2 protein-coding genes and 4 pseudogenes are annotated in these 4,175 nt (G+C 54.6%); 1 reads left to right on the top strand and 5 read right to left on the bottom strand.

Going from position 1 to position 4,175, the window contains the following annotated elements; all coding sequences use genetic code 11:
- A pseudogene (locus QZ506_RS17890) lies at positions 1 to 79 on the bottom strand (IS1 family transposase); the annotation flags it as partial.
- A gap of 62 nt (positions 80 to 141) precedes the next feature.
- Between QZ506_RS17890 and QZ506_RS17885 the strand changes: the two are divergent.
- A pseudogene (locus tag QZ506_RS17885) lies at positions 142 to 1,200 on the top strand (histidine kinase); the annotation flags it as partial.
- 57 nt (positions 1,201 to 1,257) lie between these two features.
- Here QZ506_RS17885 and opp1C read toward each other — a convergent pair.
- The 4 genes and pseudogenes from opp1C to QZ506_RS17865 form a co-directional block, all read right to left on the bottom strand.
- Positions 1,258 to 2,126: pseudogene (opp1C, locus tag QZ506_RS17880) on the bottom strand (nickel/cobalt ABC transporter permease).
- Positions 2,123 to 2,725: an ABC transporter permease gene (locus QZ506_RS17875; RefSeq protein WP_291972961.1), complete on the bottom strand. Its 603-nt coding sequence runs from the start codon at positions 2,723 to 2,725 to the stop codon at positions 2,123 to 2,125. The pseudogene opp1C and the gene QZ506_RS17875 overlap by 4 nt, the downstream one beginning before the upstream one ends.
- A 2-nt stretch (positions 2,726 to 2,727) precedes the next feature.
- On the bottom strand, positions 2,728 to 2,946 hold the full coding sequence (locus tag QZ506_RS17870; protein ID WP_291972960.1) for a hypothetical protein: 219 nt from the start codon (positions 2,944 to 2,946) through the stop codon (positions 2,728 to 2,730).
- A 15-nt stretch (positions 2,947 to 2,961) separates the two neighbouring features.
- Positions 2,962 to 4,035, bottom strand: a pseudogene (locus QZ506_RS17865) (ABC transporter substrate-binding protein); the annotation flags it as partial.
- Positions 4,036 to 4,175: the final 140 nt, after the last annotated feature.

Raw genomic sequence — 4,175 nt, 5'->3', positions numbered from 1 at the left:
GGCCACTTTTGCCATAACCGTGTTTTTTCACAGGAGATGTCTGTTCACAAAACGGGCATCTTACATCAACTTTAGCCACTGTATTCCACATCCAAAACCGGACATTTCACACTGCAATCAACATATTGAATACACGACCCGGCATTTTCTGCCAAGGCACTGCAAATTGCCGCGCACGCGGAAGGTGCGTTACGCCAAGGGTTCGATCAGCAAAACAGCATGCGCGTAGCGCGCATTCTCTACGAGGAGCTGGGTGTCGGTGCCGCTGCCATTATCGATCGCGACAAGCTACTGGCGTTTATCGGTCTGGGTGACGATCACCACAAGGTGTGCTCACCGATTACCTCGCTGCATACTCACCGTGCCATCGACAATAATCAGGTGGTGTACGCTGACGGTAATGAAGTGCCCTATACCTGCTCTATCTCAGCCCACTGCAAACTTGGCTCGACGCTGGTGATACCGCTGCGCGGTGAAGAGCAGCGTGTGATCGGCACCATCAAACTGTATGAGCCCAAGAACAAGCTTTTTTCCAGCATCAATCGCACACTGGGAGAAGGTATTGCGCACTTGCTTTCCGCACAGATTCTGGCCGGGCGTTTCGAGCAGCAAAAACAGCTGCTGGCGCAGTCGGAAATCAAGCTGTTGCACGCACAGGTCAACCCGCACTTCCTGTTTAACGCGCTCAACACCTTGTCCGCCGTCATACGGCGCAACCCAGATCATGCACGAAAACTGGTGCTATCCCTTTCTACCTTCTTTCGCAAAAACCTGAAACGCAGCAACGATGAAGTGTCGCTGCGCGATGAGATGGAACACGTCAACGCCTATCTGGAAATTGAGAAGGCGCGTTTCGCTGACCACATGACGGTAGAAATTACGCTGCCGGAAGAACTGATGGATGCGCGTTTGCCAGCGTTCTCGTTGCAACCCATCGTGGAAAACGCTATCAAACACGGTATTTCGCAGATGATTGAGAGCGGTCATGTCCACATCAGCGGCCGCTACCGCGCCAACACGCTGGAACTGACGGTCGAGGATAATGCAGGCACCTATCAGCCTCCGACAGCGGGCGATGGTTTAGGCATGAATCTGGTCGACCGCCGCATCAAGGCGTGCTACGGCAACCGCTACGGCATTACCGTTGAGAGCGAAGCCGATACCTTTACTCGCTTTGAAGTGCGTGTTCCGCTGATTTAACCGAAAAAAGCGCTGGCAGATATCGAGCGTGCGGTGTAGGGGACTATTTCAGCTATTTCACGCACCAAGAGACACCGAGCGGCCTTCATCCCCGCTGGTAACATCTAGCGCATCGCGTAAGCCATCGCCGAGGTACTGGCAGGCAGCAACCACCAGCACGATAGCGATCCCGGCAGGCAACATCTGTTCCGGATGCACCATCATCACGTTTTTTCGCTTCCCCCAGCATCGCCCCCCACTCCGGGGTAGGGGGCTGCACGCCCAGCCCAAGAAAGGAAAGCGCCGAAAGCAGCAGGATAACCGCACCGCTGTCCGTTGTTGCCAGCACGATAAGTTCCGCCGCCGTCACGGGTAGCAGGTGGCGCCGTATCAAATAGCCGGGAGAAGCCCCCAGCAGGCGAGCATAGTGGGTATAGTGTTTGTCGCTGTACTGAAGTACAATACCGCGCACCATGCGGGCATACCACGTACCACGCCCACTTCACCAGCACCACAGCCAACAGGGTATTTTGCAGCCCTGTCCCCAAAATGCCGACCAGCGCAAAGATCATCACCTCACCGGGAAAAGAGAGCATCTGATCGCACAAACGCATAAGTGCAGCGTCAACCCGCCCGCGCAGGTAACCCGCCAGCATGCCGAGCACAGTGCCCGTCAGCATGGTGACGGCCATCGCCAACAGAGCGACAAACAGAGTATTTCTGATACCAAACAGCAAGCGTGACAAGATGCAGCTTCCGAGGTGATCGGCCCCCAACGGGTAATTCAGACTGATGCCGTGATATTTATCGCGCCAGGAAACCAGCAGTGGATCGTGGGATGCCAGCCAAGGAGCCAACAGGCCCGCAGCCATAACTGCCAATAGAAAAACCAGACTGAGCAACGCCAGTGGATCGCGCGCGATACCGCTCCACAGGCGGCGAATCATAGCGCTACCCCGCGACGTAAACGGGGATCGAGCCACATCAGCAGGATATCGATGAGAAAATTACCCGCCACAAACAGCAACGCCATTAACAACACATAGGCTTGAATGATCGGGTAATCACGCTGAAAAATCGCCGAAACGCACAGACGCCCTAACACCGGCCAGGAAAAGATGTTCTCAATAATCAGCGTACCAGCAAACAGCTTTGGGATACTCATGCCAAGCGCGACCAACGGCGAATACAGAGCATTGACCAGAACATAGCGCCACAGAATATGGCCTGAACTCAAACCGCGCGCACACGCATAATCAACATAGGGTTGATGTAAGTGTGCCAACATATTGGCACGCAGCAGGCGTACATATGTACCCAGATAGCCCAATGCCAGCGTTAAGGCAGGCAGGATAACCGCCCCCGGTGCATCAATGCCCCCCACCGGCAGCCACTGCCATTTCACCGCCAGCAGCCAAAGCAACAGTAGCCCCACCCAATAATTCGGCATCGCCGTCAGAAAAAACAGCCCCGTGCGCAGCAGTTTGTCTGGCCAACGCCCAGCACTCACCACACACAGCGCAGCAATCACCAGCGATAACGTCACAATCATCGCCAGCGCAGATACTGCTGCAACAAGGACGCATCCAACCCCAGTTCCAGACGTAGCGCAGCAATAGCTTCCGGCGTCGGAACGATCATATTGACGCTTAAGGCCACCTCCGCCGGATCGGAAGGCGATAATTGGATAAGCAAAAACGTGACAACGGTAATCAGGAGCATCAGCGGCACCATCAACAGCAGCCGATGCAACACATAACGCCCCATTAAGCTCGCCCTGACCTATTGAAAGTACATCTTTTCAAAGGGGATCTCGTACTGCGAAGGATTAAAGGACACCCCCCTGTAACGCCGGACTAAACACCGCTTTGGTGCGCGAGTAGGTCAGCGGGATATACACCCCCTCCTGCGCCAGCGTTAAAAATATCTGGCGATACAGCGCCTGACGTTTCACATCATCGTGCTCTATCAGCACAGCACCAATGGCAGTATCGATCTCCGCTTTATTCGGTAGCCCTTTTTGCCCCTGATAATCCGCGTGCGCCGGAATACGGAATACGGAACGACGAGACATAGGATTGCGGATCGTAAGGTGTGCCCTAGGAAAGCGAGTACTGAATGTCAAAATCGCCAGACTTCTGCCGATCCAGATACTCCTGTTTTTCCTCACCCAACAGATCGACAGTGACACCTATCTGCCTGAAATCGCTCTGCACTACCTCGGCAATCTGCCGTTCGCCCGCATTATTGCTGTTATAGGATAACACCTGACGTAACGGAACGCCCTGCTTTTCTCGCTGCGCTGCGCCGTTGGTCTGCGCCCAGCCTGCGGCGTCCAGCAGCGCCGCTGCCCGTGCGCTGTCAAAGGTATACATCAGCAAATCGGCAATGTTGGCGTAGGGCACCGTGCGTGCCAGCAGCGTGTCAGCCACGCTTTCACTGCCAGACATCACCCCTTGCGCGATCGCCTGTTTGTCCACCGCATATTGCAACGCGATGCGAACCTGCCTGTCAGATAACGCAGGGCGACTGCTGTTCAACACCAAAGCGCGCGAAGCGATAGGCGCGCTGAGCAGCGTTTTAAAGCGTCCTGCCGCTTGCAGTGCAGCAAAATTATCACCGTCCAGCATGTCGCCATCAGCACCAAAAATCAGCTGAATATCGCCCTTTTCGAACGCCATCAACATGCTTTGCCTGTCAGGAATCACACGCCAGACCACGCGCTGCAAGTCTGGCGCGCTCCCCCAGTAGTGCGGATTCGCCGTAAAAACCGCATATTGATTCTTTACCTGTTCGCTGAGCAGCCAGGGGCCCCGTGCCCGCATCGCAGCTCACGCCCTCTTTGGTTTGGCCGTTGGGCTTTGTTGAATAAATAGAACTTTTGGGTAATCATCGGAGCAGATCACCATAGTTGTTTCAAAATCAGGTATCCATGGCAAAACAAAATTTTAAAATCACCAACTGGCCCTCTTATAACAAGGCCCTCAAGCAGCGCG

The organism is Candidatus Symbiopectobacterium sp. (assembly GCF_020054415.1).
Taxonomy (GTDB): Bacteria; Pseudomonadota; Gammaproteobacteria; order Enterobacterales; family Enterobacteriaceae; genus Symbiopectobacterium.
Note: the sequence above shows the minus strand (reverse complement) of the source record. Positions and strands in the feature narration are given on the sequence as shown.

Excerpts from the sequence above, each read along its gene's own strand:
- QZ506_RS17870 (WP_291972960.1), bottom strand. The coding sequence starts at position 2,946 with ATGGGGCGTTATGTGTTGCATCGGCTGCTGTTGATGGTGCCGCTGATG.